The sequence below is a fragment of the Actinokineospora sp. HUAS TT18 genome (assembly GCF_051364635.1).
In the GTDB taxonomy this organism is placed as follows: Bacteria; Actinomycetota; Actinomycetes; order Mycobacteriales; family Pseudonocardiaceae; genus Actinokineospora.
The window spans coordinates 6,500,852-6,525,186 of record NZ_CP195645.1 but is presented as its reverse complement, the minus strand read 5'-3'; the positions used below and the strand labels follow the sequence as shown (position 1 = coordinate 6,525,186).

Genomic DNA, 24,335 nt, shown 5'->3' with positions numbered 1-24,335 from the left:
ATGCGGGAGAAGTCGGACAGCACCAACGTCCGCAGGCACAACCTGTCGCTGGTGCTGCGCGCGCTGCGCGACGGTGGCCCAACCACCCGGGCCAAGCTCGCCGACGAGACCGGCCTGACCAAGGCCGCCGTGTCGAGCCTGGTCGCCGAGCTCGTCGACCGCGGCCTGGCGCGCGAGGGCAGGCTGGAGCAGACCGGCTACACCGGCCGCCCCGGCTTGATCCACGAGGTCGACGGCGAGGTGTGCGGGATCGGCGTGGAGATCAGCGTCGACTACGTCAGCGCTGTCGCCGTCGCGCTGACCGGCGAGGTGCGGGCGAATCGTCGACTGGCCCTCGACGTCAAGGGCAGCGCCCCGGACGTCGCGCTCGACGCCGTCGCCGAGCTGGTGCGGCAGGTCCTGCGCACCCGCGGCTGCCGACCCGTCGGCATCACCGTCGCCGTGCCGGGCGTGGTCGACCACGCCGCGGGCCGCGTCGCCTTCGCGTCGAACCTCGGCTGGCGCGACGTCGCCGTGGTCGACGGGCTGGCCCGCAGGCTGCGCCGGACGCGGCTGCCGATCGAGGTCGACAACGACGTCAAGCTTGCCGCCGTCGCCGAGTGGGTGTCCGGCGTCGCCGCGGGCACCGCCGATCTGGCCTACCTGTTCGGCGAGGCGGGCGTCGGCGCCGGGTTCATCTCCGGCGGCCGCGTCGTGCGCGGCACCCGCGGCTTCTCCGGCGAGATCGGGCACCTGCCGCTGGACCCGCGGCAGCGCGAATGCCCCTGTGGGCGGCGCGGCTGCTGGGAGACCATGGTCGGCCTCGGCACCCTGCTGCACTTGGCCGCCGACCCGGACGACCCCGTGCACGACCCGGCCCGTGACATCGACGAACGCCTCACCGACCTGCGCCGCCGCGCCGAACGCGGCGACCGTCGCACTCTCGACGCCCTGAACACCATCGCCGCCGACCTCGGCCTCGGCGCGTCGGTGCTGATCAACATGGTCAACCCGGAGGTGCTGGTCCTCGGCGGCTACTTCGCCGCGCTGGGCGACTTCCTGCTCGACGGCGTCCGCGCGCAGGTGGCCGCCCGCGTGCTGGCCCCGGACGCGGGCGGCTGCCGGATCGTGCTGTCCGGCCTGGGCTTCGCCGCCGCGGGCCACGGCGGCGCCCAGGCCGCTCTGGAACGGATCGTCACCGACCCCACCATCGCCGGATAGGTCGCAGAAACCACGCACCGACCAGCCGCGGCCAAGGGGCACCGTGACGGCGGCCAACCACGGTTGCCGCCCCAGCCGCACCTTCGCCTGGAAGGTGACGGGGCTTAGAAATTCGGGGTGGCGGACTAGCTGACGATCTGCTGGACGGCCCAGCCGTTGCCATCCGGGTCGCTGAAGAACACGAACCGGCCCCAGGGGAAGTCCTGCACCTCGGACACCTCGACGCCGTTCTTCACCAGGTGCGCGTGCGCGACCTCGACGTCGTCCACCACGACCTGCAGGCCCTGCACCGAACCCGGCTCGGCCTGGGTGATCCCGGTGCCGATGGAGATCGAGCACGCCGACCCGCGCGGGGTGAGCTGCACGAACCGCAGGTCCTCGGTCACCTGGTGGTCGTGGTCGAGGTTGAAGCCGACCTGCTCGGCGTAGAACTTGATCGAGCGTTCGACGTCGCTGACCGGGACCGAGATCAGTTCGAGCCTGCACTCCATGACGGTTCCTCTCGTTCGGTATGAGACAACGCTATCGACCATTGCGGACAGCTTCCGTCCACAAGCCATACTGAGGTCATGACAGCGTTGCTCGCGGGTGCGGTCGCGGGCGTCCTCAGCGGCCTCCCCTCCACCACATGGGCACTGCTGACCAGGTCGGACCCACTCGAAGCCACCCTCGCCGCGGGAACATTGATACTCCCGAACGAGACCAGCCGCAGCCGACTTATCCCCGCCGCGGCCATCGCCCACGCGGCCCTGTCCCTGGGCTGGGCGCAGGTCATCGCCCGCCTCCCCCGCGCGGACCGCCCCACCACCGGCGTGCTCGCGGGCCTGGCCATCGCCGCCATCGACCTGGGCGTCGTCGGCCGCCGGTTCCCCCGCGTCCGCGCGTTGCCGGTCGGACCCCAGGTGGCCGACCACCTCGCCTACGGCGTCATCGTCGCGCTCGTGCTCAGATCACAGCGCCGGAAAGCTACGCCGCAGTAAGGTTTGGTTGTGACGACCCCGGAGAGCACGGCTTGGGCTCGGCTGCGGCGGCTGCTTCGCGAGTCCGACCGCCACGACGGCGTGGTCCGCACCGCCCGCACGGTCCGCGGCCTCGCGCCCGGCCGCTACGTGCCGCCCGTGGGCAACCACGCCTCCGACCGGGTCGCCCGGCTCATCGAGCAGGCGGGCGCCGACCGACCCAGTGCCCTGCGCGAACTCGGGCTGACCGCCGTGCAGATCTGGCAGGCCGTCCGCGGCACCACGTCGACCACCGGCGAGGTCACCATCCTGTTCACCGACCTCGTGGGCTTCTCCACCTGGGCGCTGCGCGCGGGCGACGACCAAGTCCTGCGCCTGCTCGCCGACGTCGGCAAGGCCACCGAGACCGTCGTCGCCCGGCACGGCGGCACCGTGGTGAAGTCCCTCGGCGACGGCGTCATGGCCGTCTTCGGCGACACCGCCAAGGCCATCGACGCCGCCTACGAGGCGTGTACCGCGGTCAGCGCCATCACCCTCGACGGCTACCGCCCGCAGCTGCGCACCGGCCTGCACGCGGGCCTGCCCCGCCGCGTCGGCGACGACTACCTCGGCGTCGACGTCAACATCGCCGCACGCGTCGCCGCCGCGGCTTCCGGCGGCGAGGTGCTGGTGTCCGGCCCGGCGCTGGCGAACACCGACACCAGCCGCTACACCTTGCGCCGCCGCCGCTTCCGCGCGAAGGGCGTCCCGCGTGACCTGGAGGTCTTCGCGGTCGTCCCCAACTACAGCTAGTACCCGAGCAGCTCAGGCAGGTCGGCCACGCTCGGCAGCAGGTGCGTGTGCCGGACGGCGCCGAGCGCGGTGGCGTCGAGGCCGCCCGACAGCACGCCGACGACCATGCCCGCGCCCGCGTTCGTCCCCGCTTCGAGGTCGCGCACGGTGTCGCCCGCGGTCAGCACGCGCGAGACGTCGCGGACGCCGGTCCGCTCCATCGCCCGGAAGATCATGTACGGCGCCGGGCGGCCCGCCGGGACGTCGTCGACACAGATGACGGCGTCCACCACGGTGTCGTCGACCCCCACGACCGCGAGCAGCGAATCGGTGACGCCGCGGTCGAAGCCGGTGGTCAGCGCGACCTTCACCCCGTTGGCCCGCAGCTTCCCCAGCGCGTCGGCGACGCCGGGCAGCAGAGTGGGCGGCGTGGCGGCGTACGCGGCGGCCAACCTGGCACGGAAGTCCGCCAGCGTGTCGTCCACTGTGGACGGATCGACGCCGAGCAGTCCGCCGATGGCCTCGCGCTTGTCCGCGCCCATCCACCGCTGGATGTCGGCGACGGTCGGGTCGACACCCGCGGCGCGGACGGCGTCCTCCAAGGCGACATAGACGGCCTGATGTTCCTCGACGGTGGTCCCGGCGATGTCCAGTACGGCGAGCTCGATCACGACGCTGGCTTCTTCCCGGTCTGGCTCAGGCTGCGCACCAGTGCGGGCAGCGCGGCCTGTTGGCTGTTCTCGATGCTGAAACTGATCATGTCGCCGCGGTAGCGGTCGTCGGAGTACTCGATCTCCTCGCCCGCCGCGCCGCGCGCCAGCCGCCGCTCCCGCAGCAGCGGCGCCCCGACCGGCACGCCGAGCAGTTCGCTGTCGGTCGCGTCGGCGGCGACCGCGTCGATCATGTGGTGGGCGACGGTGATGTCGATCCCGCACGAGGCGAGGTAGGCGTAGATCGACCCGGAGTCGCAGTCGAAGTCGAACAGCAGCCGCCCGGCGCCCTCGGTGAACGTCGAGCGCTCGACCATCGTCGGCCGGTCGTCGATCAGCCGCAGCCGCAGCAGCTGCACGACGGGCGCGCCCTCGTCGATGTGCAGCGGGTCGGCGACCTCGGCGGTGGCGGGCCTGCGCGCGACCTCCATCGTGCGCTGCCCCGGCGTCCGCCCGAGCCCCTCGACCCAGCGGGAGAACGAGAGGAACGTGTCGAACGGCTGGCTGAGTCCCTGCCTGCGCACGACCGGCGGCTTGCCCCGGCCCCCGCCGATCAGCCCTTCGGCGCGCAGCGTCGCCAGCGCCTGCCGGACCGGGCCGCGCGAGGCGTCCCAGGTGGCGCAGAGCTGCGACTCCGACGGGACCGGTGCGCCGACCGCCAGCTCCCCGCTGGCGATCTGGCGCCGCACGTCGGCCGCGATGCGTTCGTGTAGTGGCATCCCCATGGACTTGACAATACATGCAGTTGCGCCGCAGTAACACCACTGTGGACAGAGATTTCGGCTGGAACAGCAGGCAATGAACGCTGGATGAACAGGGTCGATTGGCCAGAACTCGACGTTGACACGACAGGTGCGACTCTCCCATGGTTCTTGTCATGACAAGTGAGATCGAGTCGGCCGAGGTGGTCGTGGTCGGCGCCGGGATCGTGGGCCTCGCCCACGCCCACGCGGCGCTGGAACGCGGTCTGTCGGTCGCCGTGGTCGAGCGCGACGACCGGGCGACCGGCGCGTCGGTGCGCAACTTCGGCCACGGCTGTGTGACCGCCCAGGACGGTATCGCCCTGGAATACGGCCTCGCGGCCCGCGAGTCGTGGCTGCGGCTGGCCAAGGCGGCGGGCTTCTGGGTCCGCGACGCGGGCACCGTCGTGGTCGCCCGCGGCGACGACGAGTACGCGGTGCTGGAGGAGTTCCACGCCGCCCGCGACGGCCAGGTCACCTTGCTCGACGCCGCCGAGGTCGCCGACCGCGTGACGTGCGGCCCCGTGGTCGGCGGCGCGCTGCTGCCGCTGGACATCCGGGTCGACCCGCGCGAAGCCGTGCACGCCATCGCGGCGTGGCTGGCCGACCGCGGTGTGCGGTTCCACTGGGGCACAACGGTCCACACCGTCGAGCCCGGCCTGCTCGGCACCAGCCGCGGCGCGATCCGGGCCGGGAAGGTCGTCTTCGCGGTCGGCCACAACGTCGACCGGCACTTCCCCGACCTCGCCGAGAAAGCCGGGATCCGCCGCTGCGCGCTGCGGATGCTGCGCGTCGACGACCCGCACGGCCGCCCGATCGACGCCGCGGTCCTCACCGGTCACTCCATGCTGCGCTACGCCGGCTTCGCCGCGTGCGCGTCCCTGCCCGCCCTGCGCGCCCGGCTCGCCGCCGAGCGCCCCGAGCTGATCGACATCGGCCTGAACCTCATGTTCACCCAGGCCCCCACCGGCGAGCTCACCATCGGTGACACCCACCAGTACGACCGCACGCTCGCGCCGTACGACGACGACGTGCTCGACGCCGCGGTGCTCGCCGAGACCGCCACCCTGCTCGGCGTGCCGAGCCTGACCGTCCGCCAGCGCTGGCGCGGGATCTACGCCTCCGCGCCGGACCCCTTCCTCATCGCCGCGCCGGTCGAGGGTGTCCGAGTCGTCTCGGTCACCTCCGGCATCGGCATGACCACCGCCCTCGGGCTCGCTCCCCGCGTGCTCGACGACCTTCTTTAAACCGAAACCAGGAGTAACAAGCAATGCGCGCTCTCACCAGACTGTCCGCGGTCGCCGCGGCGTCGATCATGGCCGTCACCCTGGCCGCCTGCGGCTCGTCGGACAAGCCCGCCGACGCAGCGTCCGACGCCTGCCCCAACGGCAAGGTGCGCTTCGGCATCGAGCCCTTCGAGGACCCGGGCAAGCTGACCCCCGCCTACGAGGTGCTCGCCAAGGCACTGGAGAAGAAGCTGGGCTGCCCGGTCGAGCTGAAGATCGTCGACGACTACTCCGCCGAGGTGCTGGCGATGAAGAACGGCCAGCTGGAGCTGGCGCAGTTCGGCCCACTCGGCTACGTCTTCGCCAGCACCAAGGCCAACGCCCAGGCCGTGGCGTCCTTCGCCGACGCCGGCGGCAAGCTCACCAGCTACACCGCGGGCATCTGGGTCGCGGTCGACTCGCCGATCAAGTCGATCAACGACCTCCCCGGCAAGACCCTCGCCCTGTCCAGCCCCGGCTCCACCTCGGGCGACGCCCTGCCGCGCTACGCGCTGAAGAAGGCCGGGATCGCCGAGTCCGCGCTGAAGCTCGACTACGCGGGCGGCCACCCGGAGGCGCTGCTCGCGCTGAAGAACGGCAAGGTCGAGGCCGCCGAGATCAACAGCCAGCAGTTGGCGAGCGCGAAGGCGGCGGGCACGTTCGACGAGTCGAAGTTCCGCAAGGTCTGGTCGTCCGACCCCATCCCGAACGACCCGATCACCCTGCGCGGCGACCTCACCGACGGCTTCAAGAACAAGGTGACCAAGGCGCTGCTCGAACTGACCCCGGAGGACGTCGCCAAGGTCGGCGCCTTCCTCGACGTCGACCCGGCGGGCCCGCTGGTGCCGGTGACGAAGGAGACCTACCAGCCGCTGTTCGACCTCGCGACCGCACTGGGACTCTCCGAAGATGACGTCTGAGCTGTCGATCCGGGACCTGCACAAGTCCTTCGGCGGCAAGCCGGTCCTCTCCGGCGTGGACCTCGACGTCCACGCCGGGGAGTTCGTGGCCGTCCTCGGCGCCAACGGATCAGGCAAGTCCACCGCCCTGCGCTGCGTGGTGGGGCTCCAGACCGCCGACTCAGGCACGATCACCCTGGGCGGCCAGGACATCGCAGGCCCCCACCAGCGGGCGGCGATGGTGTTCCAGCAGATCCACCTGGTCCGCCGACGGTCCGCTTTGGACAATGTGTGCGCGGGCGCGTTGGGCAGGCTGCCGCTGCTGCGGTCGTTCACACCCGCGGTGTTTCCCCGCTCGGTTCGGGAAGAGGCGATGGAGTGCCTGGACCGGGTCGGTTTGGCGGACCGGGCGGCCTCCCCGGCGGGGAAGCTGTCGGGCGGGCAGCAGCAGCGGGTCGCGATCGCGCGGGCCTTGTGCCAGCGGGCGCGGGTCGTGCTGGCCGATGAGCCGGTGTCAGCGCTGGACCCTAGTGCGGCGGACCAGGTTGTCGCCCTGCTCGCCGACTTGGCCCGCGAGGGCTTGGCCGTGGCCGCCGTGCTGCACCAGCCGGACCTGGCACGCAAGTACGCCAAGCGCATCGTCGGTCTGCTCCACGGGAAGGTCGCGGTCAACGCCTCGCCGATGGATCTGACCGAGTCCGACGTGGATGCCCTCTACGCACCAGAGCGAGTCGCGACATGACAACCAAGCTCGAACCACCCCGCCGGGCGAAGCCCTCTGTCCTGGTCACGGCCATCGTCGCCTGCCTCGTTGTCGTGCATGTCCTCGCCTGGCAGGAGACCGAGTTCTCGCCCGGCGCGCTCGTGCAGGGCTGGCGCGGGATGGCCGACTTCCTCAGCGAGGCCCTGCCCCCCGATCTCCGCTGGAAGGTCCTCGGCCCCAGCATCGAGGCCGCGCTCGTCACCCTCTACATCGGACTCCTCGGCACCACCCTGTCGATCCCGTTCGCGCTCGTCCTCGCCTTCCTGGCCTCGAAGGCGACGACGCGGAGCACCACCGTCTACCAGGCGGCCAGGTCGATCCTGTCGTTCCTGCGCTCGGTCCCCGACGTCGTCTTCGCGCTCATCTTCGTCACCGCCGTCGGGCTCGGGCCGTTCGCCGGTGTCCTCGCGCTGATCTTCCACAACACCGGGGTCATGGGAAAGCTCTGGGCCGAGGCCATGGAGGAGACCGACCTCGGCCCCCGCGACGCACTGAAGATCAACGGGGCGAGCGGCCTCCAGGTGGCCACGAACGCCGTCTTCCCCACCGTTCTGCCGCAGTTCGTCGGCCTGCTGCTCTACCGGTTCGACGTCAACGTCCGGTCCTCCCTCGTGCTCGGCCTCGTCGGCGCGGGCGGGATCGGGTTCCTGATCAACCAGTCCATCAAGCTGTTCCGCTTCGACCAGATGGTGACGCACATCCTCGTGGTGCTCGTCCTCGTCGTCGCGGTCGATCAGTTGTCCGCGGTCGTGCGCAGGCGCATCGGCGCCTAGACCGCGTGCAGTAGTTATCCGGGAAGCGTGTCCAAGAAAGGGACCACGTCCATGGGAACACCTCGCCTGATCGGCGCCCTGGCGCTCGCCGCCTCGTTCGCCCTGCTGGTTCCGGTCGCCAACTCGGCGGCCGAACCGACGGCGCGTCCGCGGAAGGTGGTCGTCTTCGGCATCGACGGCCTGCTGTTCGACAAGATCGCCCCCGCCAACGCCCCCACCCTCGACGCCCTGATCGCGTCCGGCCGATCGAGCAAGACCTGGCTGTACGCCAACCCGATGGCCCCCACCCTGTCCGGGCCGGGCTGGGCGACCGCCGCCACCGGTGTGTGGCCCGACAAGCACAAGGTCACCAGCAACAACTGGGGCAGCTCGACCAACCTCGCCCAGTACCCCGACTTCCTCACCCGCATGGAGAACGCCAACAGCGCCTTCTCCACCTACGCCATCGCCGACTGGGCGCCACTGACGTCCAACAGCGTCGGCCCGGCGATCTTCACCAGCAAGATCGACACCCGGGAGACGGTCAGCGACGCCCCCGGCTACACCGCGGCCGACGCGACGATCGCCACCAAGGCGTCCGCGCACATCAAGAACACCGGCCCGGACGCGTCGTTCGTGTACTTCGGTGAGGTCGACATCGCGGGCCACAGCTGCGGCACCGCGCCCTGCTACACGACCGCGATCAACAACACCGACAAGAACATGGCCACGGTGATCAACGCCATCAAGGCGCGGCCCACCTACGCCGACGAGGACCGACCACGGCCACACCGACGCGGGCGGCCACGGCGGCAGCACCCCGGCCGAGCGGTCCTCGTTCATCATCCAGACCGGCCCCGGCGTCCCCGCGGGCACCATGGCGATCCGGCCCAAGAACGTCGACATCGCCGCGACCGTCCTGTCCATCCACGGCGTCACCGCGTCGCTCGACGGCCAGGTCCTCGGCACCGCGTCCACCGACCCGTTCGACACCGCGACGCTCAACCCGCGCGTCGACGAGACCGGCATCCCGACGTCGGTGCTCGGCTGGACCAAGACGATGCCCAGCGGCTGGAGCATCGACAACACCGGCATGGGCACCGGCGGCATGGCCGAGTGGCGCGGCTGGTCGCTGACCAACGACGACTTCTGGACCAAGACCCAGACCGGTCAGCAGCGCGAGTCCAATGTCCGCGCCCGCGGCGTGTTCGCCGTCGCCGACTCCGACGAGTGGTCGGACAAAGCGACGTCGGGCTCGTTCAACAGCACCATCGTGTCCCCCAGCTACAACGTCACCGGCAAGTCGTCGGCGGCGATCCGCTTCGGCTCGCACTACCTGAAGGAGGGCGGCGAGACCGCGACGGTCTCGGTGTCGTTCAACGGCGGCGCGGCGCAGAACCTGCTCACCTACACCGGTGACGCGGTCGCGAAGCTGGAGAACCTGTCGGTGGCCGTGCCCGCGGGCGCGACCAGCATGGTCGTCCGGTGGCGGCTGTCGAACGGCGTGAACAACTGGTACTGGGCGGTCGACAACCCCAGCGTCACGCTGAGCTGACCCCTCGGTCAGGGCGGCCCGTCCCCACCAGGCATGGGGACGGGCCGTCCGTCACAGGTCGACGAACCGCACCGCGCAGCCGCCGACCATCCAGCCCTTGGCCTCCACCGCGCCGGGCTGCCAGGTCACGACCACGTTGACCCGCCGTTTGAGCTGGGCGGTCAGCCGCTCAAGGAACCCACGGACCTGGTCGGGGTCGAACGGGTCGCCGGTGGCCAGGAACGACATCGCGCCCCGGTTGGACACCGCCTGCAGCACGCAGCCCGCCGGGTCGCCGGTCCACTGTGGACGGCCGTAGCCGACCCAGACGACCTCCGCCCCCGGCTGCCACCCGCCGCGCTCGGGGCCGCGGGAGGTCGGGTCGGTGACCGCCCTGGCGTTGCGCGCGCGCAACGTGCGCAGCAGGTCCTGCGGGCTGGGGAACCCCCACCGCACCAGGTAGGCCGCGACCGTGGTCGAGCCGAGCACGACCATGAACTCCCGGTTGATCAGCTCGGTCACCGCCTGGCGCGTCCACACCAGGTGCCGCAGGCCGACCTCGTCGGGCGCGTGCGTGCCGATCGCGCGCGCCACCCAGGTCTGCTGTTCGACCGTCAGCGCGAGTTGCTCCCCTGGCCTGCGGCCGCGCCTGCCCGGGACGAACGCGCTGTCGCCGCGGTCGCGGTACTCCCGCACCCACACGCCCACGGTCTGCCGCGACACCCCGAACAGCCGCGCCGCCTCCACCTGCGCGACGCCCGACTCGACCGCGGCGACGACCCGTCGGCGCAGATCGGCGAGCACGTCGGCGGACAGCGCCCGCGAATCCCCGATCACCGGTGGCAATGCCTGCATGGTCCACCCCTCCTTGCCTGGCTACCGGGTCCAACGAGTCAAGAAAGCGCAAGGACGCGCCCGGCCGACGACACGTCACACCGTGTTTACCGGCACCCGCACCGTGGCCTGATCAATGGGCGAAGTACGCACGATCAGCGCTAATTCCCACCGCCCGGCCATCGGCAATCCCACATCTTGCGCGAGGTAGTGCGCGGGGCCGCCCGCTGTCAGCGGCACCGAGATCGGCCCGATCCCCGCGTCGGTGTTGCGCAGTTCCGCGCGCACCTCCGGCACGGTCTTCGGCGCGCCGGACGGATCGAGGACAGCGAGGTGCAGCTCGTTGCGCCCCACCTTGCCCGGGGTGAACACCATCGCCACCTGGCCCTTTCCGGTGAGGCCGCCCGCGTCGAACGGGACGGCCAGGGTGAGCGGCCCGCTGGCGACCGGCGGATGGTCCAGCCGCTCCCGCTCGGCGCGCGCGGGTTCGGTGGCCACCAGCGAAGCAGTCACCGCGAGCACGACCACCGCCAGCCCGGCCTCGGCCATGACGATCCGCTGGAACCGCCCGATCTCGTCCGGCTCCCGCTTCGACCGCCGCTTGTCGGTGACCGAGACGACCTCGAACCCGTACTGCCGCCGCACCCACCGCCGCGCGAACGCCCCGCTGGCCAGGATGACCGCGACGAGCCCGACCTTCGCCAGCAGCCACCAGCCGTAGGCGGTGCTGAAGAGCGCGCCGACGGTCCCCACCTGTCGCCATGTCTGGTAGAGCCCGGTCGCCACAACGATCGCGACCGAGATCCCCGCGGCCTTCGAGAACCGCGGCACGCCTTCCCGCATCGCCGCGATGTCACCCGAACGCAGCAGCAGGATGAGCGCGGGCAGCCCGCCCAGCCACACCGACATCGCGGTCAGGTGCACGATCCCGACCGCGATCGTGAGCGCCGCCAACGAATCCGTCGCCCCGTGCGCGACCAGACTCCACGTCGCCGCGAGCACCGCCGCCCCGCCGAGCACGGTTGCGCCACGCTTCGGCGCCCAGAACCGGATCAGCACCAAGACCCCGGCCAGTAACGCGATCCGCGCCGCCAGGCTGATCCCGATGCGGGTGGACAGGGTCGATCCGAGCACGGCGGGATCGGTGATCGCCGACAGCGTGCCGCTCGCATAGGGGCCGTAGAGGAGCAGTGCCGCCAGCGTCCCGCCTGCCGCGATCCCGGCACCGAGTGCCGCGAGTCGCCGCAAACGCTTGCTCCGCCAGCTCACCGCGAACACGAACGCGGTGCCGACGAGCAGGACGAACCCGGCCGTGGCCAGCCACCGCGCGACGCCGTAGAGCAGAGCGGCGCCACCGCCCGCCGCGGCCTGGGGCGGCGCCGCCGCGGTGGCCTCGCGGACGCTGAAGGTGAAGGCGCCCTGGATCGGGTGGGTGTCGGCGGACACGACCCGCCACGACACGGTGTAGGTGCCGTTGGCCAGGGTCTCGGGTATCCGGACCTCGACGGTGTCGGTCCGGCCTTCGGGGTGCGCGGGCGCCCCGAGACCCGTGACGTCGCCACCGCGCGGGCTGATCAGCCGCACGTGCGCCAACCCCACGTCGACAGGCTCGGTGAACCGCAGCGCCACCGACTTGGGTGAGTCCGCCAGCAGCTCGAACCCGCCCGGCGTCGACGACACCAGCACCGCGTGCGCCGACGCCGCGGGGGCCGCGATCACCGCCACAACGGCCGCCACGAACGCGACGAACAGCCCGCGAACCAGCTTCGACATCACGACCTCCACCACCCCCTGCCCCAGAACTCCGACTCCCGCACACGCACGCGAATTCCTGGCCCTAGACCTTCGTCTTCTCCCGGACGCGGGGACGCGCGCCCACCGCGGGCGGGGCCACCGTCCGCACCTTGCGCCGAGCCGCGGGCAGCACCGCCACGCACGCGGCCAGCGCGCCGAACGCGGTCACCGCCCCGACCAGCCCGAGCACCCTGGCCAGCCCGTCGACCCCCGACGAACTCGTCGCCGTCGCGACCGGAGCCAGGGACAGCACCGGAGCGGGGTGATCGGCCTCGGTGCCCGCCTGCGGGGTGTCGATCCACCGGACGATCTCGCCGTCGCCGTAGGTCTGCAGCGACTTGAACACCAGGTTCTCCGTCGGCAGCGGGCCAAGGGACACCGGGAACTCCACGAACTCGCCCGGCTTGATCTCCCCGCCCTCCCAGGTGATCGACTCGACCGCCTCGGTCATCGTCTCCCCGTGGTGGCTGGTGACCGGCACGTCGAGCTTGTGCGTCTTCACCGTCGCCGTCCATCCCGGGACGGGCGCGACCGCGGCCCGCCCGAACGGCTGGTCGGGCGGGAAGCTCACCTCCAGCTTCACCGTCGGCACGGCCCGCTCGTTGGGCACGCGGAAGGTGGCCTTCGTGTACTTGCCCGGCACCGGGTTGTCCGCCGAGACGGTCACGTGCGCGAACGCGGTGTACCCGCCGAGGACCATCGCGACAGCCGCGACCGCCACGACGAACAGGCCGCGGAATATGAGGCGTGACATGGCAAAACCCCTCTCACTTGTGATGAGCGTGCTCGCCCAGCAGCGGAAGTCCTGGCAGCGGCAGAGTCGGCAGTGGCAGCGCGGGCAGGCCGGGCACCGCGGGCGGCAGCTGCGACAGGTCGGGCAGCGACACCGCGGGCGGGTCGACGTAGAGGATCGACACCAGCCCCGACATGCCCTCGTGCGTCTCGGAATGGGAGAAGATGTGGCAGTGCATCATCCATTTGCCCGGCACGGTCGGGGTGAAGATGATGTCGAAGGTCTGGCCGACGCCCACCAGCAGCGTGTCCATCCGCTCCGGGAACGCTCTGCGCATCCCGTCCTGGGCGACGACTTCGAAGAACCCGCCGTGCAGGTGCATCGGGTGGATCATCTCCGGCCCGGTCCCGATCAGCCGGAACCGCACCCGCTCCCCCACCCGCGCGCGCAGCGGCGCCGTGGCCGGGAAGCTCTTGCCGTTGATGACGAAGCCCAGCGCGCCGTCGCCGATCATGATGCGGTAGTCGCGGTCGGCGGCGATCTCACCGAGCCTGGCCACGACCTCCAGCGAGCCGTAGACCCCGCGGCCTTCCTGCTCGCCGTGCATGTGTGAGTGGTACCAGTGGCTTCCGGTGCTGATCGCGGTCCACTCGTAGGTGTAGGTCTGGCCGGGTTCGATCAGCGGCTGGGTCAGCAGCGGCACGCCGTCCTGGTCGTTGGGCAGCACCATGCCGTGCCAGTGCATGGCGGTGTCCTCCGGCATCTCGTTCTTCACGAGGATCCGCAGCTTGTCGCCCTCGTTGACCCGGATCACCGGGCCGGGCACGGTGCCGTTGATCGCGTAGGCCTGCCGCACGACCCCTGGCTTGATCTCCCACGGGGTCGGCGCCACCGTCAGGTGGAACTCTTTGCGCCCGTTGACCATCCGCCACTGGGCGAGCCGCGTGCCGTCGCCGAGGTCCTCGCCGCCGCCCGACTGCGGCTGCGCGGCGGCGGCCACCGGGGTGATCGACGTGCGGACCTCCTCGGTGTACGAAGAACTTCCTGTCACTGTCCAGATGAGACCGACCGCGCCGAGGGCGACCAGCCACCGGGGAAACCTCATGATTGTCCTCATTGGATCGACACCGGCCGGGCCGGGGAGCGGCGATGCTCCCCGACCCGGCTTCCGGCGTTATGAGCAAACGGTCGCGAACGAGACGGGGTTGCGCTGGCGACAGGTCAACTGGTCGTTGACCGCGTTGCTCGGCACCCGCTTCGCCCATCCCTCGTAGGCCAGCGGGATGGGCAGCACGCCCTGCCCGCCGAAGCCCGCCCACTTGGTGATGGTTCCGTCGTTCGGCGTCGACGCGGTGCCGTCGAGGACGAACTTGCCCACGACCGCGGCGTCCGCCGGGTTCCCGTCGCCGTTGGGGTCGGGGTCGACCACGGCGAGGGTGTTGGCGAACTTGCTGGAGACGTAGGCGTAGTAGCCGCCGCCCTTCTTGGCGCCGTAGTTGATGCCGTGGCATCCGGCGTCACACGGCAGCCACTTGACGATCTCGTCGGTCTTGGGGTCGATCACGGTGATGTTGGACGTCATCGTGTTGGCCACCAAGAGCGCCGAGTTGTCCGGCGCGACCGGCAGCTGGATCGGCAGACCGCCGAACGGCCCGGAGGCCCCGGCGACGGCGTTGTAGCTGCCCCACAGGTCGATGCTCTTGTTCTTGGTCTTCGTCCCGCCGCTGACGCACGCGTCGGCTTCGTTGGAGATACAAGAGACGGTCGCACCGAGGAAGTCGGCCATGTAGGTCTTCGACCCGTCCGGCGTCATGCCCGTGGCGATCGGCAGTTCACCGGTCTGCTCGTGGCGGATGGCGCCGGTCGGGATGTCGACCAGGGTCGCGTTGTACAGGTTGACGTTCGGCGTCGCCATGATCTTGGCGTCGCCGGTCATCCAGTGGGCGTGCGGGTGCGCGATCTTCTCGCCCGGCCCCTGCACCGGGATGCGTCGATCAATGCGCGTGCCGCCCGGGGCGACCTCCATGACCGAGCCGCCGCCGTTGATCGCGACGTGCAGCTGGTCGGTGTCGGTCCGGCTCATCACGTGCGATGGGTCCGGCCCGACCTCGATCTGCCTGATCAGCTTGCCCGACTCGCGGTCGAAGACGTCCATCTTGTCGCCGAACCACTCGTTGGCGTAGAGGAGCTTCTCGTCCTTGTCGGTCCACATGTTGTGGGTGTTGTTCATGTTGATCTCCGGCGCCGAGATCTTCTTCGACACCGTCCAGTTCTGGACGTCGACCTTGGTGATCGAGCCAGTCTTGGTCTTCTCGGCGTACTCCTCCATCTGGGTGGCGATCCAGACCTCGCCGACACCGGGCACGCTCGGCTTCTTGCCCAAGGCCGGGAGCGTCTTGGGGAAGTCGAACTTGCTCTTGAGGTAGGCGTCCAGGCTGGGAACCAGCTCAGGGCTGCCCGCCTCGTTGTACATGAGGATGGGCGCGGGCGGGAACTGCGGGTTCCAGGTCCGCTCCTCGGTGTCGCTGAAGGTCTGCCAGTTGTCCTCCACCGTGATGACGAAGAACTTCTGCACCAGCTGGGCGATGATGTCGGCGTTGGACGGCACGCTGAGGTTGCGGCTGTTGACCCGCAGCTTCTTGCCGAAGTCCAGGCCGACGGTCAGCGGGTCGTCCACCACGATCGCGCCGAGCATGTACGGGTGGATCTTGCACGCGAACGCGTACAGGCCCGGCTCGGTGAGCTGCATGCTGGTCGAGCCGACGAACGCGCCCGGCTCGTCCTGCGGGAAGCCCTTGGCGCCCTCCGGCCAGATCAGACTCGTGATCGTGTGGGCCGACGCGGCGTCCGGCTTGGCGATGTTGAAGTTGACCGTCACCGGCAGCGCCACGTCGTTCTCGGCGAACGTGCGCAGATCCGCGAGCAGGTCCTCGAGTTCCGGACCCACCGGCAGGCTGGCCAGCGAGATCGGCGCGTTCACCGGGAGCGCGGCGACCTGCGTGGTCAGCTGGTCGAACAGCCCATTGGCCTTGGCGATGCGCGAGTCGCCCGTGGGGAGCAACTGGAACACCGCCTGCCGCATGGCGTCGAGGTTGAACAGCGAGTTCGCGTCGACCCCCAGGTCCCCGAGCAGCGGGAGCTTGCCGCCACCCAGGTTCAGGTTGGCCAGCTTGGTCACGCTGTCGAGGTTGAGCGTCTTCACCGCGTCGAGCCCGGCGAGCAGGCCGCCGCCGAGCAGCGGGACCGACGTGCCGTCCAGCAGCGGCAGGCTGCCGCCGCCGAGCAGCGGGATGTCGCCGACGCCCGGAAGTCCGCCGCCGAGGCCGGGCAGCAGGCCGCCACCGGCGCCGGGCAGCAGCCCGCCGAGGTCCGGCAGAGCGGGAAGCGCGCCACCGCCGCCACCGGGCAGGCCCGGCAGACCCGGAAGCCCCGGGAGACCCGGCAGTCCGCCGCCGAGGTCCGGCAGCGCGCCGCCGCCGAGGCCGGGCAGCGCGCCGCCCGCGCCGGGCAGCAGCTTGCCCACGTCGGGCAGTCCGCCGCCGCCGAGCAGCGGGATGCCGGACGGGTTGACCGACGGCACGCCGTTGAGCACGGAGCCGAGGTTCACCCTGGGCAGCACCGCGACCGCCAGCGACTGGCCGATCATCGGGCCGAGGTTCAGGTTCGTGTCGAACCACGAGCCGTTGTTGTCGGTGAGGTCGAACGACACCGGCAGCGGCCCGACACCCACCGGGGCACCGCCCGCGGCGTTCGTCGGGGTCGCCGTGCCGCCGCCGCCGGGAGGCGCCGTCGTGGGTGCGGGCGTTCCCGTGGTGGTGGTCGGCGGGGCGGTCGTGGTCGTGGTCGGGGTGCCGCTCTCGACGACGACCCTGCCGACCATGTCCGGGTGGAACTTGCACCGGTAGTCGACGGTTCCCGCGCCGGTGAAGGTGAACTGGTAGGACGCGCCCGGGCTCATGTCAGGGGAGTTGAGCGGGCCACCGGTCACGCTGTGGATCACCGAGTCCTGATTGGACCAGGTGATGGTGTCCCCGACGGCGACGGTCATCGTCGCCGGGTTGTACTGCAGGTTCCGCAGGCTCACCGAGTGGGTCGCCGCCAGGGCAGGGGACGGGACCGCCACGCCGAGCACGCTCAGCGTGAGCACGGAGGTGACCGCGATGAACCGGGTCGTCCTTGATCGGCGTGGGCCGCCTCTGCCGGACGGGAACATTCGCGGCGCGGGATATCGCGTCGAACGCATGCCATTCCCTTCTTTTCATGGGCCGGATAACGCGACCCCGCGCAGGGTGGGGTCGCGTTATCCGGCCGAGAGGTGGAGCGAAACGCACCGCACGGGCTTCTCAGGTTCGCCCGCCCGGCGGGACCAAGTACCCCAACGAAGCGTGACCGGCCAATCTCCGGTTTGTTAAAACGAGACGTTCTTCCGATCACTCTGGCTCGATCAAGCGGGTGAGAGAAGAATTTTTCACCAGGGCGTTCATCCGGTCGCGCAATTGTCATCGCGCGCCCGACTTTCAGCGTTTCCGCAGTTCAGCATGGTGAACGCAATTCAGGTCCGCCGGGTATTTGCCCATCCGGTCATTAATTCGACACCGCGGCGCGGAACGCCGATTGTCACCTGAGAGCAGCCTGAGAGGCGTCTGAGAGCGACCTGAGACGCAGCTTAAGCTGGGCAAACCCGCCCGCCGGTTCCAGGCGCCGAGGCCAATATTGCCGAAGTGTAAAACGGGTTCCTGTCGCCTTGGTCACCACTAGCCAAACCGGCCGGTCGCGTGCCACGATGCGACTCGTCGTTTCGACTCGAAAGGCCGCTGCCGTGAGTGAAACCCCGACCAATTCGACCGATGTCGTCGACGAGGAAAAAGAGGAATCCACCGAAAGCCCGCCCGCGGAAAGCCCGCCCGCGTCGAAATCGCGGCGGATGGCGGAGCGAACATGGTGGCTGCCGTGGCTGTTGGGAATCGCCGCGGTATTCGTCGCGGTGCTCGTCTTCACCGACACCTTCGACGGCGAGCCCGCGCCGGAGGAGAAGATCCAGGAGCGCCAGTCGGTGCTGCCCACCAGCACCCACACCGTGCTCTACGAGGTCACCGGCACCGGCAAGTCCCCGGAGATCCGCTACGTCGTCGACGGCACCGGCGCCACCGACAAGGTCGAGGGCGTCGACCTGCCGTGGCGCAAGGAGATCCAGATGACCGTCGGCCCCGGCGTCGGCATCGCGCAGCTGCTCGCCGCCAACGGCGAGTCACCGCAGGTGGCCTGCACGGTCAGCGTCGACGGCCAGCCCGTCAACCAGGGTGTCGCGCCCGGCGCGTTCTCGAACGTGGCCTGTTCCGCGGTCATCCGCCCGAACCCGAAGTAGAAGGAGCACGGTGATGGGTGCACGGCGTATCGGGGTGATCGCGGGCCTAACTGTCCTGCTCACGACAGTCACTCCCGGCGTGGCCGCGGCGGCGGAGCCGTTCGTGCTGGACAGCTGCTCGGCCAAGGTGATCGGCGAACCGGGTCAGCCGGTGACCCTGCGCCCGTCGGCGGTGGAGGCGCCCATCGTGTCCGCGCTCGGGCCGCTCGACCCGCTCGGCGTGACCACGCTGCTGTTCCGCCAGGTGTGGTCGCTGCTGCCGCCGATCCCGCTGGGCGCGCTGCCCGCGACCGGCTCGTCGATGATCAACGGCGACACCATCGCCAACGCGGTCTCCACCCAGTTGCTGGGCCTACCGGTGCTGTCCGGCGTCATAGATCCCTTGCTGGGCACGGTATGGACGACCATCGCGAGCACGTGCGGCATCGTCGGCGAGGTCGCGGGCACTGCGCAGCCCGCGCCGCCGACGTCGACACCGCGGCCGCCGGGCGCGCCGTCCACCACCCCGGCACGCCCGCCGACCTACACCGGCAGCGGCGCGCCCGCGAAGCCGCCGGTGCCCGCGGGAGCGATCGCCCCGGAGGCACCGGCCACCAACTCGGCGTCCGGGTCGACTGTGACGCAAGGGTCCAATGTGGCCTTGGAGTACCCGGTCGAGTGGAAGAACCGCGCGCCGGGGCTGGGCGTGCCCCCGGAGGCGGTCGCGGTGCTCACCGCGCCGACCGGCACCGGCGGCCCGGTGCCGCAGTTCGGCCTGGCGGGCCAGGGAGACAAAGTGGCGGGCAACCGGACCGCGGGCAGCGCCAGTCCGCTGCCCGCGGAACCCGGTCCGCGCTACGGCCCGATCCTGTTGGCCGCCTTGCTGATCGCGCTCGTCGCCGCGCAGTGGGTGCGCATGGTGGTGCTGCGTCGCACCGCGCCCGCGGGCGCCGCCCGGCTCGGCCTGCGCTGGGTGCGCGTGCCGATGCCGGTGGTGCGCCGGGATTAAAGGAGAACGGGCACGGCGTCGGTGCCGTGCTGCACGAAACCCCTTGCGCCGTACTGGAAGGACATCGGCCGGTCGGGGTCGGCGCGCAGGTCCGGGTAGGCGTCGAGCAGCGCGTCGACGGCCGCCCGGACCTCGATCTTGGCCAGCGGCGCGCCGACGCAGTAGTGCGGCCCGAGGCCGAACCCGAGGTGGCTGGGCGAGCGGGTGACGTCGAAGGTCTCCGGCGACGGGAACGCGTCGGCGTCGTAGTGGGCCGCGGCGATGCAGAAGTACGTCATACTGCCCGCCGCCATCGGCACGCCCGCGATCTCGGTGTCGCGCAGCACCAGCCGGTACAGCCCCGCCGACGGGTTCGCCCAGCGGAACGCCTCGTCGATCGCGCCGTCGATCAGCGAGCGGTCCGCGCGGACCTGGGCGAGGGCGTCCGGGTTGAGCAGCAGCGACCCGATCGTCGCGGTCATCATCTGGATCGTGGTCTCGAACCCGCCGAGCAGCAGGCTGACCACCGCGACCACGCACGACTCCAGGGAGAACTCGTCCTCGTGCGCCCGGATGATCTCGCCGAGCAGGTTGTCGCTCGGCGCGGACCGCTCCTGCTCCACCAGCTTCTCGGTGTAGTCGCTGAGCTCCTGGTAAGCCCGCAGGCCGGGGGCGACCATCGACTCGTCCATGGGCGAGCCCAGCCAGCTGATGATCGTGCGCACCCACGCCAGCCCCTGGTCGCCCACCTCGTCGGGGATGCCGAGCAGGTCGAGGAACACCTGCATCGGGTACCGCGCGATCGCCGCCTCGATCAGCTCCACCGCGGGCCCCTCCAGCGACCCGAAGGCCCGGGCGGCGATCGGGCGGATGCGCTCCTCGTACCGCCTGCTCGCGCCCGGGCTGAAGAACCGGTTGTGGATGCGCCGCTGCCGGGTGTGCTCCGGCCCGTCGTGCGCGATCATCGACGCGGCCATCGGGCCCATGCCGTAGAACTTCGTGCTGAACGTCGACGTGTCGCGCAGCCCCGCGGACACGTCAGCGTGCCGCAGCACCACCGGGGCACCCATCCGCTCGTCGAACACGACCGGGTTCGCCCTGCCGAGCGCGGCGAGGGTGCGACCGAGGGTCATGGGCGAGTCCGACCGGGCCATGAACGCGCTTTCGGCGATCGTGATCATGGAAGCTGCCTCCGCGATGTGTGGTTTGCCCGCTACATCGCGTGACCCCCGGTCGGTGTGACGTCATTCGGTGACGCCGCTGTCGCCCAGAGCGAGTTTTCCGGCGTAGGTGAGGGTCAGCTCGGGCGTGAACGGGTGGAAGGCGCCCGCGCGGACGTCCCGATAGGCCCGTTCCAGCGGGAACCTGCGGAAGTAGGCGCGCCCGCCGACGACGTCCATCGCCAGGTCCACCACCGCCGTCGCCGCGGTCACCGCCTCCCGCTTGGCGATCATGACCGTGTTCAGTGTCGCCGCGTCCGCCTCGTAGTCCGGGCCGAGCTCGCCGACCGCGCCCATCAGCGACCACCACGCCACGCGCAGCTTCGTGTCCATGAGGCCGACCGCCCGCTGCACGCGCGGCAGGTTCGCCAGCGACGTCGGCCCGCGCGTGCCCGCCGTGGCGGTGGCGACGGCCAGGTCGCGCGCGCCCGCGCCGATCCCGTAGTACGTCGAGCCGACGACCGGGGCGAAGTGCATCGCGGCGGCGGCCAGCGGACCGCCGAACTCGCCGTAGGGGCGGCGGCCGGTGATCTTCTCGGCCGGGACGAAGAAGTCCTCGATGACGACGTCGTGGCTGGCGGTGCCGCGCATCCCGAGGGTGTCCCACGTTTCCTCGATGCGCACGCCGTCCGCGGCGAACGGCACGCTGAAGTGGATCACGCCGACGCCCTCGACGACCGCGCACGTCGCGACGACGGTGGCCCCCGGCGACTGACTGCAAAACGCCTTGCGGCCGTTGACCACATACCCGCCGTCGACCTCGACCGCGGTGGTCGTCGGCCACAGCCAGTCCGACCCGCCGCTGGTGGCGATGACGATTCCCTCGTCGGCGATCCGCCGCAGCACGCCTTCGGCGTCCGGGGCGCCCTTCCGCCGCCGGAACACCTGCATCAGCGTCAGATACTGGTGCATCGCGGAGGCCAGCGCGGTCGCGCCGTCGTGCCTGGCGAGTTCCGCCTGGGCGTGGCACACCTGCTTGATGCTCGCGCCGAGCCCTCCCAGTTCCTCGGGCACGGCCAACGCGAGATAGCCCCGTTCCCGCATGGCCGCGTACGCCTCGCCGACGAACGTGGCGTCCCGGTCGTGCTCGGCGGCGTGCTTGGCGGCCACCTCGCCGATCTCGGTGGCGAGGCCGACGAAGCGGGTGTCGTTGTCCGGGGGTGAATCGATGAGCGTCATGAGAGTGCCTTTCGCTGGGTTCAGGCACTGACGGTAGGAACGTGGCGGGCCCGCGAGTAGTGCAGAAACTGAACCCGTAACGACCGGACCGTCCCGAAGCGACACTCAGATATGCGGCCTTATGCCCAGTACTGCCCGATCGTGCGCGCCGTGGAGATCCTCGGCGACCGCTGGACCCTGCTCATCGTCCGCGAGCTGCTCAACGGCGCCACACGGTTCAACGAGATCGCCCGCGGCCTGCCCGGCCTGTCGCGCGCGCTGCTCGCCCGCCGCATGCGCCAACTCGAGAACGCGGAGATCATCAACCGCACCGCGACCGGCTACGAGCTGACGAATGCGGGCGAGGACCTGCGCGGTCTCGTCTTCGGCCTGGCCGACTGGGGCGCCAGATACGCCTTCGGCGACCCGCAGCCCGAGGAGATGGACCCCGAGCTGCTGATGTGGTGGCTGCACGGCCGCGTCGACACCAGCGAGATCTCCCGCCGCGCCGTCGTGCAGATCCAGGTCCCCGACCGCCACCGCGTGTTCTGGCTGGTCCTGGAGCCCGACGACGCCTCCGTCTGCTACACCGACCCCGGCTTCGACGTCGACGCGGTGCTGGCCTCCGACATCGCCACGCTCTACCGGGTGTGGGAGGGCGAAGTGGATCTCCGCGACGCCGCCCGGTCCGGCAGGCTGAGCCTCACCGGGGCGCGCTGGATCGTGCGCGGACTGCCGAACTGGCTCCAGCTCAGCCCCATCGCGGCGAACGTCAGGGCCGCGCGTGCCTGAGGATGGCTTCGGCCAACGGCTTGTGCACCGCTGACGGCAGTGCGTGTCCCATGCCGGGGATCTCCACGAGTTCGGCACCCGGGATGAGCTTGGCGAGGTGCTCGCCGTGCGGCGGCGGGTTCACCGGGTCGAGGGGACCCTGCACGACCAGGGTCGGGGTGCGCACGTTCGCCAACTCGTCGCCGCGGGCGAGGCCGGAGGTGTCGGCGTGGGCGTGGGCCGGGAACTCGGTGTGGGTGCCCGCGTGCTCGATGACCCGTTCCTCCATGCGGCGGAACTCGGTCTCGTCGAAGGGGAGCACGCCGCCGTTGAGAACCTTCCAGTGCCGGACCCGCCAGTCGACCTCGGCGTCCCGGTCGCGCGGCGCGCCCATCTCCTGCCAGAGCGCCGCCAGCTCCGGCGGCGGCCCGACCCACTCCGGCGCGTCGGCGGTGAACAGGCCCACGGTGCAGAGCAGCGTCATGGTGTGCAGGCGGTCGGGGTGGTCGAGCAGGAGCAGCTGGCCGAGGATGCCGCCCAGCGACATGCCGACCACGTGCGCGCGGTCGACGCCGAACCCGTCGAGCACCGCGACCGCGTCGGTCGCCAGCTTCGTGATGGCGTAGGGCTTCTCGGCGTAGGCGTGGGTCGACCGACCGGTGTCGCGGTGGTCGTAGCGGATCACGTGGTGGGTCTCGGCGAGCAGCGCGAGGAACTCGTCGGGCCATGTCAGCCCGCCCGCGTTGGCGCCCATGACCAACAGCAGCGTCGGACGCGCCGGGTCGCCGAAGTCCTCGGCCCACAGTTCGACCCCATCGGCGGTGATGAATCGCGACATGATCGCAGTCTATTCGTGTTCACCGGCTGGTCACCCGAAGGTGTTACGTTGCGGGCGTTTCCGCCACTGAAGGGTGTCCCCGTGTACCTCCGCCTCGCCGCCCTCGCGACGGCGACGACCGCGCTGCTGGCCTGCGGTCCGGCCGCCCACGCGGAGTCCAGCACCGTCGAGGTCACCGCGACGTTCGACCAGGCGACGTACACCACCGGTTCCCCTATGCGGTGACGGTGACGTTCCACAACACGAGCAGTAACCCGGTCGCCCTGCCCGCCAGCGTCGAGTCGAGCATGGGCGCCTCCACCGCGTTCGCCAGCCTGCCGCTGGCCCCCGGCGAGTCGCGGTCGAGCGTCGTGGCCGGCCGGAACACCCACCCGTCCCGCGACCTGACCGTCGCGGTCCGCGTCGGCACCGAGGCGCGGATGTTCACCGCCCCGGTCGCCCGCACTTCGGCCCGCGTCGCGGGCGTCCTGTTCGCCGACGCGGACGGCGACGGCGCACTCGACCCGGGCGAGGAACTCGCTCATACCGTCGTGCACGCGGTGAACCCCAAGCTCGTGAGCGACGCCCACAACACGACCACCGACGCGTCCGGCCGCTTCGACTTCGGCCAGTTGGGCACCGTGCCGTACCAGGTCATGCCGACCCGCTGGCCCGATGGCTTCACCGGCCCGTACACGGAGACCACAGCCGCGGGCGACGCCAACCTCCGTCTGATGGGCATCAAGGCCGCGCAGGCGCCCGCCGCGCAGCCGGGCTTCGACATCGCGGTCGTCATCGCACCGCACACCACTCCCCCGGTGACCACTCCCCCGACCGCCACCCCGGCCCCACAGCCTGGTGCTTCCCCACTCCCCAACACCGGCGCCGACGTCGACTGGCTGGCGATCCTGGGCGCGACCGCCGTGGCGGCTGGAGCCGTGATCGTCGCCCTCACCCGGAAGCGTCGACGCGCCTAGTTGACCAGCTGTTCCATGATCACGGACAGTTCGGGGCACCCGCCGAAGATCGCCATTCGCCGCCTAATAGAGTGGCGCGGCTGATTAGCCCAAATGGCGTATCCGG

At 70.9% G+C, this 24,335-nt stretch carries 24 protein-coding genes and 1 pseudogene; 14 read left to right on the top strand and 11 right to left on the bottom strand.

The window, feature by feature from the left end:
- Positions 1-1,200, top strand: a complete 1,200-nt coding sequence (locus ACSHT8_RS30325; protein WP_436494763.1) for an ROK family transcriptional regulator — start codon at positions 1-3, stop codon at positions 1,198-1,200.
- A 125-nt stretch (positions 1,201-1,325) separates the two neighbouring features.
- Here the strand turns inward: ACSHT8_RS30325 and ACSHT8_RS30320 are convergent, their stop codons facing one another.
- Complete coding sequence (locus tag ACSHT8_RS30320; protein ID WP_436494761.1) at positions 1,326-1,691, bottom strand: VOC family protein; 366 nt, start codon at positions 1,689-1,691, stop codon at positions 1,326-1,328.
- A gap of 78 nt (positions 1,692-1,769) precedes the next feature.
- On the opposite strand from ACSHT8_RS30320, the gene ACSHT8_RS30315 reads away from it, so the two are divergent.
- Positions 1,770-2,180: a hypothetical protein gene (locus tag ACSHT8_RS30315; protein ID WP_436494759.1), complete on the top strand. Its 411-nt coding sequence runs from the start codon at positions 1,770-1,772 to the stop codon at positions 2,178-2,180.
- A 9-nt stretch (positions 2,181-2,189) separates the two neighbouring features.
- Positions 2,190-2,951 carry an adenylate/guanylate cyclase domain-containing protein gene (locus ACSHT8_RS30310; protein WP_436494757.1) on the top strand — a complete coding sequence of 254 codons (762 nt, stop codon included), beginning with the start codon at positions 2,190-2,192 and terminating at the stop codon, positions 2,949-2,951.
- On the opposite strand, the gene ACSHT8_RS30305 is transcribed toward ACSHT8_RS30310, so the two are convergent.
- Together ACSHT8_RS30305 and ACSHT8_RS30300 are read right to left on the bottom strand one after the other, a co-directional pair.
- Positions 2,948-3,601: a phosphonatase-like hydrolase gene (locus tag ACSHT8_RS30305; protein WP_436494755.1), complete on the bottom strand. Its 654-nt coding sequence runs from the start codon at positions 3,599-3,601 to the stop codon at positions 2,948-2,950. The genes ACSHT8_RS30310 and ACSHT8_RS30305 overlap by 4 nt on opposite strands.
- Entirely contained in the window at positions 3,598-4,365 is a 768-nt protein-coding gene (locus ACSHT8_RS30300; RefSeq protein WP_436494753.1) for a GntR family transcriptional regulator, read from the bottom strand. The genes ACSHT8_RS30305 and ACSHT8_RS30300 overlap by 4 nt, the downstream gene beginning before the upstream one ends.
- A 152-nt stretch (positions 4,366-4,517) precedes the next feature.
- Between ACSHT8_RS30300 and ACSHT8_RS30295 the strand changes: the two genes are divergently transcribed.
- The 6 genes and pseudogenes from ACSHT8_RS30295 (at position 4,518) to ACSHT8_RS30270 (ending at position 9,614) form a co-directional block, all read left to right on the top strand.
- Positions 4,518-5,627: a TIGR03364 family FAD-dependent oxidoreductase gene (locus ACSHT8_RS30295; RefSeq protein ID WP_436494751.1), complete on the top strand. Its 1,110-nt coding sequence runs from the start codon at positions 4,518-4,520 to the stop codon at positions 5,625-5,627.
- A 23-nt stretch (positions 5,628-5,650) separates the two neighbouring features.
- Positions 5,651-6,565, top strand: a complete 915-nt coding sequence (locus ACSHT8_RS30290; RefSeq protein WP_436494749.1) for a phosphate/phosphite/phosphonate ABC transporter substrate-binding protein — start codon at positions 5,651-5,653, stop codon at positions 6,563-6,565.
- The gene (locus ACSHT8_RS30285; protein WP_436494747.1) at positions 6,555-7,286 is read left to right on the top strand and encodes a phosphonate ABC transporter ATP-binding protein; all 732 of its coding nucleotides are present in this window, start codon (positions 6,555-6,557) and stop codon (positions 7,284-7,286) included. Before ACSHT8_RS30290 ends, ACSHT8_RS30285 begins: the two co-directional genes overlap by 11 nt.
- Complete coding sequence (gene phnE, locus ACSHT8_RS30280; protein ID WP_436494746.1) at positions 7,283-8,080, top strand: phosphonate ABC transporter, permease protein PhnE; 798 nt, start codon at positions 7,283-7,285, stop codon at positions 8,078-8,080. Before ACSHT8_RS30285 ends, phnE begins: the two co-directional genes overlap by 4 nt.
- Before the next feature lie 51 nt (positions 8,081-8,131).
- Positions 8,132-8,755 (top strand): annotated as a pseudogene (locus ACSHT8_RS30275) (alkaline phosphatase family protein); the annotation flags it as partial.
- Positions 8,756-8,936: 181 nt separating this feature from the next.
- Positions 8,937-9,614 carry a hypothetical protein gene (locus ACSHT8_RS30270; RefSeq protein ID WP_436502258.1) on the top strand — a complete coding sequence of 226 codons (678 nt, stop codon included), beginning with the start codon at positions 8,937-8,939 and terminating at the stop codon, positions 9,612-9,614.
- Between the two features lie 51 nt (positions 9,615-9,665).
- Here ACSHT8_RS30270 and ACSHT8_RS30265 read toward each other — a convergent pair whose 3' ends face one another.
- The 5 genes from ACSHT8_RS30265 to ACSHT8_RS30245 all read right to left on the bottom strand — a co-directional run bounded on the left by ACSHT8_RS30265 (position 9,666) and on the right by ACSHT8_RS30245 (position 17,101).
- Positions 9,666-10,448 (bottom strand): helix-turn-helix domain-containing protein, encoded by a 783-nt coding sequence (locus ACSHT8_RS30265; protein WP_436494744.1) that lies wholly within the window; start codon positions 10,446-10,448, stop codon positions 9,666-9,668.
- A gap of 75 nt (positions 10,449-10,523) precedes the next feature.
- On the bottom strand, positions 10,524-12,200 hold the full coding sequence (locus ACSHT8_RS30260; RefSeq protein WP_436494742.1) for a copper resistance CopC/CopD family protein: 1,677 nt from the start codon (positions 12,198-12,200) through the stop codon (positions 10,524-10,526).
- A gap of 64 nt (positions 12,201-12,264) precedes the next feature.
- Positions 12,265-12,975, bottom strand: a complete 711-nt coding sequence (locus tag ACSHT8_RS30255; RefSeq protein ID WP_436494740.1) for a YcnI family protein — start codon at positions 12,973-12,975, stop codon at positions 12,265-12,267.
- A gap of 13 nt (positions 12,976-12,988) precedes the next feature.
- Positions 12,989-14,059, bottom strand: coding sequence for a multicopper oxidase family protein (locus ACSHT8_RS30250; protein ID WP_436494738.1), 1,071 nt, complete (start codon positions 14,057-14,059; stop codon positions 12,989-12,991).
- A 69-nt stretch (positions 14,060-14,128) separates the two neighbouring features.
- On the bottom strand, positions 14,129-17,101 hold the full coding sequence (locus tag ACSHT8_RS30245; RefSeq protein WP_436494736.1) for a plastocyanin/azurin family copper-binding protein: 2,973 nt from the start codon (positions 17,099-17,101) through the stop codon (positions 14,129-14,131).
- Between the two features lie 672 nt (positions 17,102-17,773).
- Between ACSHT8_RS30245 and ACSHT8_RS30240 the strand changes: the two genes are divergently transcribed.
- Together ACSHT8_RS30240 and ACSHT8_RS30235 are read left to right on the top strand one after the other, a co-directional pair.
- The gene (locus tag ACSHT8_RS30240) at positions 17,774-18,319 is read left to right on the top strand and encodes an MmpS family transport accessory protein (protein ID WP_436494734.1); all 546 of its coding nucleotides are present in this window, start codon (positions 17,774-17,776) and stop codon (positions 18,317-18,319) included.
- 13 nt (positions 18,320-18,332) lie between these two features.
- The gene (locus ACSHT8_RS30235; protein ID WP_436494732.1) at positions 18,333-19,307 is read left to right on the top strand and encodes a hypothetical protein; all 975 of its coding nucleotides are present in this window, start codon (positions 18,333-18,335) and stop codon (positions 19,305-19,307) included.
- On the opposite strand, the gene ACSHT8_RS30230 is transcribed toward ACSHT8_RS30235, so the two are convergent.
- A complete protein-coding gene (locus ACSHT8_RS30230) occupies positions 19,304-20,467 on the bottom strand; it encodes a cytochrome P450 (protein ID WP_436494730.1) in 1,164 nt (387 codons plus the stop codon). The two genes, ACSHT8_RS30235 and ACSHT8_RS30230, sit on opposite strands and share 4 nt — an antisense overlap.
- A 63-nt stretch (positions 20,468-20,530) precedes the next feature.
- Positions 20,531-21,685 carry an acyl-CoA dehydrogenase family protein gene (locus tag ACSHT8_RS30225; protein WP_436494728.1) on the bottom strand — a complete coding sequence of 385 codons (1,155 nt, stop codon included), beginning with the start codon at positions 21,683-21,685 and terminating at the stop codon, positions 20,531-20,533.
- A 111-nt stretch (positions 21,686-21,796) separates the two neighbouring features.
- Between ACSHT8_RS30225 and ACSHT8_RS30220 the strand changes: the two genes are divergently transcribed.
- Positions 21,797-22,456, top strand: a complete 660-nt coding sequence (locus tag ACSHT8_RS30220) for a winged helix-turn-helix transcriptional regulator (RefSeq protein ID WP_436494726.1) — start codon at positions 21,797-21,799, stop codon at positions 22,454-22,456.
- On the opposite strand, the gene ACSHT8_RS30215 is transcribed toward ACSHT8_RS30220, so the two are convergent.
- Entirely contained in the window at positions 22,437-23,273 is an 837-nt protein-coding gene (locus tag ACSHT8_RS30215; protein ID WP_436494724.1) for an alpha/beta fold hydrolase, read from the bottom strand. The two genes, ACSHT8_RS30220 and ACSHT8_RS30215, sit on opposite strands and share 20 nt — an antisense overlap.
- A gap of 81 nt (positions 23,274-23,354) precedes the next feature.
- Here ACSHT8_RS30215 and ACSHT8_RS30210 point away from each other — a divergent pair, with 81 nt between their 5' ends.
- Both ACSHT8_RS30210 and ACSHT8_RS30205 read left to right on the top strand, forming a co-directional pair.
- Complete coding sequence (locus ACSHT8_RS30210) at positions 23,355-23,498, top strand: hypothetical protein (protein WP_436494722.1); 144 nt, start codon at positions 23,355-23,357, stop codon at positions 23,496-23,498.
- Positions 23,499-23,500: 2 nt separating this feature from the next.
- On the top strand, positions 23,501-24,229 hold the full coding sequence (locus ACSHT8_RS30205) for an LPXTG cell wall anchor domain-containing protein (RefSeq protein WP_436494720.1): 729 nt from the start codon (positions 23,501-23,503) through the stop codon (positions 24,227-24,229).
- The last annotated feature ends 106 nt before the right edge of the window (positions 24,230-24,335 follow it).